Annotated in this window: 4 protein-coding genes and 3 pseudogenes; 1 reads left to right on the plus strand and 6 read right to left on the minus strand. The window is 61.0% G+C overall.

Going from position 1 to position 4,809, the window contains the following annotated elements; all coding sequences use genetic code 11:
• The 5 genes and pseudogenes from ACK5NW_RS00445 to ACK5NW_RS00465 all read right to left on the minus strand — a co-directional run.
• Window positions 1-157 (minus strand): annotated as a pseudogene (locus tag ACK5NW_RS00445) (IS5/IS1182 family transposase); the annotation flags it as partial.
• Between the two features lie 101 nt (window positions 158-258).
• Window positions 259-480 (minus strand): annotated as a pseudogene (locus tag ACK5NW_RS00450) (transposase); the annotation flags it as partial.
• Between the two features lie 23 nt (window positions 481-503).
• Window positions 504-678: pseudogene (locus ACK5NW_RS00455) on the minus strand (IS5/IS1182 family transposase); the annotation flags it as partial.
• Window positions 679-794: 116 nt separating this feature from the next.
• Complete coding sequence (locus ACK5NW_RS00460; RefSeq protein ID WP_416924282.1) at window positions 795-1,235, minus strand: universal stress protein; 441 nt, start codon at window positions 1,233-1,235, stop codon at window positions 795-797.
• Between the two features lie 56 nt (window positions 1,236-1,291).
• The gene (locus tag ACK5NW_RS00465) at window positions 1,292-3,307 is read right to left on the minus strand and encodes a peptidase U32 family protein (protein ID WP_416924283.1); all 2,016 of its coding nucleotides are present in this window, start codon (window positions 3,305-3,307) and stop codon (window positions 1,292-1,294) included.
• A gap of 53 nt (window positions 3,308-3,360) precedes the next feature.
• Between ACK5NW_RS00465 and ACK5NW_RS00470 the strand changes: the two genes are divergently transcribed.
• Window positions 3,361-4,203 carry a DUF1624 domain-containing protein gene (locus ACK5NW_RS00470; protein WP_416924284.1) on the plus strand — a complete coding sequence of 281 codons (843 nt, stop codon included), beginning with the start codon at window positions 3,361-3,363 and terminating at the stop codon, window positions 4,201-4,203.
• Window positions 4,204-4,227: 24 nt separating this feature from the next.
• Here the strand turns inward: ACK5NW_RS00470 and ACK5NW_RS00475 are convergent, their stop codons facing one another.
• Window positions 4,228-4,680, minus strand: a complete 453-nt coding sequence (locus ACK5NW_RS00475) for a ClbS/DfsB family four-helix bundle protein (protein WP_416924285.1) — start codon at window positions 4,678-4,680, stop codon at window positions 4,228-4,230.
• Window positions 4,681-4,809 lie beyond the last annotated feature (129 nt).

Consider the following 4,809-nt stretch of genomic DNA (forward strand, 5'->3'; position numbering starts at 1 on the left):
CGGTGCGGGGATACAAACCATCGATCAGGCCCGCCAGATGCTCAAAGTCGATGTGCCGCGCGATCAGCTCCAGGGGATCGCCCAGTACATCAATCTTGCGCTTGTGGGCGTCGTCGGCGAATAGGTCAGACTTCAGGGCACTGCGCGGTTGGGGCATGATGCGGGTAGGGGCAGTCTTGGACTGCGGTTGGATGGCGGAGGGTTTTTAGAGGTTCCCGCATGTCCATCAATTTCTTCTTCGCACGCACCAGACTTGACCAGCCCGAACAAAGTCATCAACTGCGCCGCATTCTTGGCCAAGCCCTTGTATCGCACATTCTTGTATCCGAAGATGTTCTTGAGCACACCAAACGGGTGTTCCACCTTGGCTCTGATCTGCGCTTTGGTTTTCTCCAGCGCTTGCATCAAATCTTTCAGGTGCCCCTCGGGCATGGCCTTGATCTTGTCCCGCTTGGCCGCCACGTGCCAAGTCATGTCCTTGTTGATCGCATCGGTTTGTTGTGCCGACCAACACGGCCGCTTTGGGAGGGTAGTACGGCTCGATGACGGCTTCAATGCGTGACCAGGGCACGACTCTTGTTCCATCTCGCTCAGGAACTTCTCGCAACGGGTGCGGCGTTTCTTGTCTGCGTATTCGGCACTGGCAAAGCTCAATTGTTTCGGCAGTTGGCTGCTCATGGCGGTTGGAGACTGGAATAAATCAGCGGTTCCTTAAAGTGCCGCTGGCACTGCCAACGGAGTCAGGGCGGCCAGGGTCTCCTTCTGCCATAGGTGCGTGGGTGCCGATTGGTTTTTCAATCTTCTACTGGCGGCTTGACCAGCAGCACCGGCACGGGCGAGTCGTGCACCAGACGGCGCGAGACGGATTCGCCTTCGATCATGCGCTGAATCGGCCCCAGGGCGCGCTCGCCCATCAGCACCATGTCGCAGCGGTGGATTTCGATCAGATCGAGCATGGCATGTGCCGGATCGCCAGAGACGATGGCCGGTTCAAACGTGACGCCCGCTTCGCGCAGCAGCGCAGCAGATGGCTCGATCAGGTCTTCGCCCGCTTCCAGCGCGGCGTCTTCGATCAGCGCCGGGTCGTGCGCGGTGACGATTTCGTAAAAACTGGCGGGGGCCTGCACGTTGACCAGCACAAAGCTGGCTTGCAGTCCTTCGCGTACCAGTTGCAGTGCAAAGCGGGTTTCGTGCAGGGACAGATCGGTGCCGTCGACGGGGAGCAGAATTTTCATGGTTAAAGTCCTTAAAACTATAAAAACAAGAGCTGATAGCGCTTATCTATCAAGCGCTACAGGCCAACTTCATTATTCATTTTTGGCGTTGCTGGTGCGGTGCGGTAAAAGCGCAGCGCGTGTTCGGCCGCTTCGCGTGTGCCGCGTTGCAGCACGCCGGGTTTGATTTTGCCCACCACGTGCATTTCGTACGGCTTGCAGTCAAAGCGCAGGGTGAGTTTTTCTTTGCCGTTGATGAGGTGCAGTGGTTCGGCGCGCACGGTGCCTTGTACGCCGGTGATGCCTTTGGCCTGCTTGGGGCACAGGCTGAGCGCGTAGCGCACGCAGTGCTTGGTGATCATCAGGCTGGCTTCGTCGGTTTTTTCATGGCTTTCGTAGGCGGCGTCAATCACCTTGACGCCGTGGCGGGCGTAGAAGTCGCGCGCGGCGTGGTTGAACACGTTGGCCAGATAGGTCAGCGCATCGTCGGGGTAAGGTGTGGGCGGTTCAATGGGGGCAGCGCGCGGCAGGCGCTGCCAGGCGGCGGCGCGGGCTGATTCGAGCGCGGCCACGGCGGCTCGTCGCAGCGCATTGGCTTGGCTGGCGGGCACGAACCAGGGGCGCGGCAGGTCGATGCCGATGTCGATGGCTACAAAGAGGGTGTCGCCCAGGCGGGCCAAGGCATGGCGCAGCTTTTCCAGGGCATCTGCTTCGTTGTGAGGTGCTGTATGCGCCATCACCATGTGCGCTGAAGCGGTGTGTCCTTGTTCGTCGGTGGCGATCAGTTGCAGGCCGTCATCAGTTTCGGTCAAACGCAGCCATACGCCGATGCGGCGTTCGGCGGATTTTTTCTCCAGCGTGCGCGCCCAGTCCATGCTGCGGTTGCGGTTGATGATGGTGCCTTTGCGCAAATCGTGCAGCGTGTGCAAAGCGTCTTTGGGGTAGATGCGCCACACGCCGCCGCCTAACGCCTGCACGCGGTTGGTTTGCGCGCCGATCAGGTTTTTTTGCAGATCGTAGTAGCACAGACCGTCGCCGTTAGAAAGGTGCAGCGCGGGCGACGGGGCTTTGGGCGCGTCGGCCAGCAGGTCGAAGTGGTCGGCATCGACGCGGGTGACGTGGCCTATGGGTTGGCCGGGATTTTTGGGTGAATCAAACGCGCCAATGTCGATCTGGCGACCGTGGACGAAGTAATCGGTGAACGCGCGGTTGAAGTTTTGTTCAGGGTCGGGCGTAAAGCTGAAGGTGCAGCGCCCGTCGCTGGTGCGGGTCAGATCGGGGCGCGTGTTCAAAATGTCGTCGAGCAAGCGCCGGTAATGGGCGGTGATGTTTTTGACATAGCCCATGTCCTTGTAGCGCCCTTCGATCTTGAAGCTGCGCACGCCCGCATCGATCAGCGGTGCGAGGTTCAGGCTTTGGTTGTTGTCTTTCATCGACAGCACATGCGCGTCGTGCGCAATGATGCGTCCTTGCGCGTCTTTGACCTGATAGGGCAGGCGGCAAGCTTGCGAGCAGTCCCCCCGGTTGGCGCTGCGGCCAGTGTGGGCGTGGCTGATATAGCACTGGCCGCTGTAGGCCACGCACAGCGCACCGTGGACGAAAAATTCAATGTTGCAGCGCACCGGGTCAAGCACGTCGCGGATGGCGGCAATCTGCGCCAGCGTCAGTTCGCGCGCGAGCACGATTTGCGACAGACCGGCGTCTTGCAAAAAGCGCGCTTTGGCGGGGGTGCGGATGTCGGTTTGTGTGCTGGCGTGCAACTGAATCGGGGGCAAATCCAGCATCAGCAGGCCCATGTCCTGGATGATGAGTGCGTCAACTCCCGCTTCGTGCAACTGCCAGGTCAGGCTGCGCGCGGGTTCCAGCTCGTCATCGCGCAAGATGGTGTTCAGGGTGACGAACACGCGCGCATTGAAGCGGTGCGCGTGCTGCGCCAGCCGCTCGATGTCGGCCACCGTATTTCCCGCACCGGCGCGTGCGCCAAAACCGGGGCCGCCGATGTACACCGCGTCGGCACCGTGGTTGATGGCTTCGATGCCAATGTCGGCATCGCGTGCGGGGGCAAGCAGTTCAAGCGGGTGCGGGTGGGGCATGGGGGAGATTATCCGGGCACTCCTTGCAGGCTCAGATAGGATCGGCGCTTGCCATGCCTGCTGCCCCGGACACCACTCCAGCCATCACCCCAACCACAGAGCCGCTGCGCACGGCCGCGTCCCGCTTTGACCGCATCGACGCCCTGCGCGGGCTGGCCATGCTGTGGATGACGGTGTATCACTTTTGTTTTGACCTGAACCACTTTGGTTATATCCGGCAGAACTTTTATGCCGATCCGCTGTGGACTTGGCAGCGCACCGGCATCGTCAGTCTGTTTTTATTGTGCGCGGGCATGGGGCAGGCGCTGGCGGTGCAGCAGGGGCAAAGCTGGCCGCGGTTTTGGCGGCGCTGGGCGCAGGTGGTCGGTTGTGCCACGCTGGTGTCGCTGGCCTCGTGGTGGATGTTTCCGCGCAGCTGGATCAGCTTTGGCGTGCTGCACGGCATGGCGGTGATGCTGCTGGTGGTGCGTTGGGCGCTGGCGCGTGGCTGGCTGGACGGCGCGCGTTGCTGGGTGGCAGGCGCGGTACTGATAGTGGCCACGCCGTGGCTGGGCGATGCGCTGACGCAATATGGCTCGGCCACGTGGCAGATGGCGCTCAATAGCCGCTGGCTGAACGGCTTGGGCGTGGTGATGGCCAAACCGATGACGGAGGATTACGTGCCTGTGCTGCCGTGGCTGGGCGTGATGCTGTGGGGCGTGGGCCTGGGGCAGGCGTTGTTGAATGGGCGGCGTGGGCGCTGGCGTGATCAGGTGGCACAGCGCCACCCGTTGGGGCCAGTCGGGGGTGCCTTGAGGTGGTTGGGTCGTTGGAGTTTGAGCTACTACATGCTGCACCAGCCGGTGTTGATAGGGACGCTGATGGCAGTGGGGGGCTGCGCGGGTAGGGTGTTGTGACAGTTTTTCAGGCACTGTGGGGCTTCAAGGGTGCCCATCAGCCTTTTGCCACTTGCGCAGCCGCGCCAAAGCGTTGGCATAGGGCGATGCAGTGTTGAGCTGGATCATCCGCCCCAGCGTATGTTGCTTGTACCAGGGTGCGCTGTACAGCGCAGCGTCGGTTTCTTGCTCCACCAGGGTCACGATGCGGGCGTGAACGTCGGCCAGTTGTTGCAGCAAGACCAAGTGGTCTTGCGCCGCGTGATCGGCATAGAACTTCTGGGCCAGACGACCCAGATCGTTCCACTTGTAGCCTGTTTCCGGAAAGTCGACAGGCAGACCGCTCGTTGTTCTCTCGTGCCATTTCAGCACCAGCAAATGCCAGCCGATCAGGTAGGCCACCAAATCGGCCACGCTCATTCGGGTGCCTTGTGCATGCCCGTTCAATGCGGCTTCGTGTGCACGCTCTGAAGGTACGGTAGCCAGGTGTTGTGCCAACTTCTGATAGTTAGGGAAGGTCTGCACAACCCCCGCTGCAGGGCGAGGTGACGCGTGAATGTTCACATGGCGAAACGAGCGTTGAATTTCTCATCGTTTTGCGCTGTTTTTGGTTCGCTTGACCCTGAT

The sequence above is a fragment of the Ottowia sp. genome (assembly GCF_047975795.1).
Taxonomy (GTDB): domain Bacteria; phylum Pseudomonadota; class Gammaproteobacteria; order Burkholderiales; family Burkholderiaceae_C; genus Ottowia.